1 protein-coding gene is annotated in these 303 nt (G+C 70.3%); it reads left to right on the plus strand.

The features are described 5' to 3' along the window. Positions 1 to 301: ATP-grasp domain-containing protein (locus EN852_RS38780; protein WP_210238330.1), on the plus strand; the 301-nt coding region annotated here is incomplete at its 5' end. Positions 302 to 303: the final 2 nt, after the last annotated feature.

A 303-nucleotide genomic window follows, 5' to 3' on the forward strand; every position in this document is an offset into this window, starting at 1 on the left:
GCAGGTCGAGCGCACCGGGCTGATCCTGGAGGGCTTCGTCGCCTTCCAGCGCGAGGTCAGCGTGGTGGCCGTGCGTGGCCGCGATGGCAGCTTCGAGGCCTGGCCGATCACCGGCAACTGGCATGTCGATGGCGTGCTGTCGGCCAGCGTGGCGCCGGCGGTGCTGTCCGACGCCGAGCAGCAGGCGGCCATCGGCTACGCGCGCCGTGTCGCCGAGCACCTGCAGTACGTCGGCGTGTTCGCGCTGGAGCTGTTCTGCCGCGATGGCGAGCTGTTGGCCAGATCGGAAGAGCTCGTGTAGGG

This window comes from Mesorhizobium sp. M2E.F.Ca.ET.209.01.1.1 (assembly GCF_004010375.2).
In the GTDB taxonomy this organism is placed as follows: domain Bacteria; phylum Pseudomonadota; class Alphaproteobacteria; order Rhizobiales; family Rhizobiaceae; genus Mesorhizobium.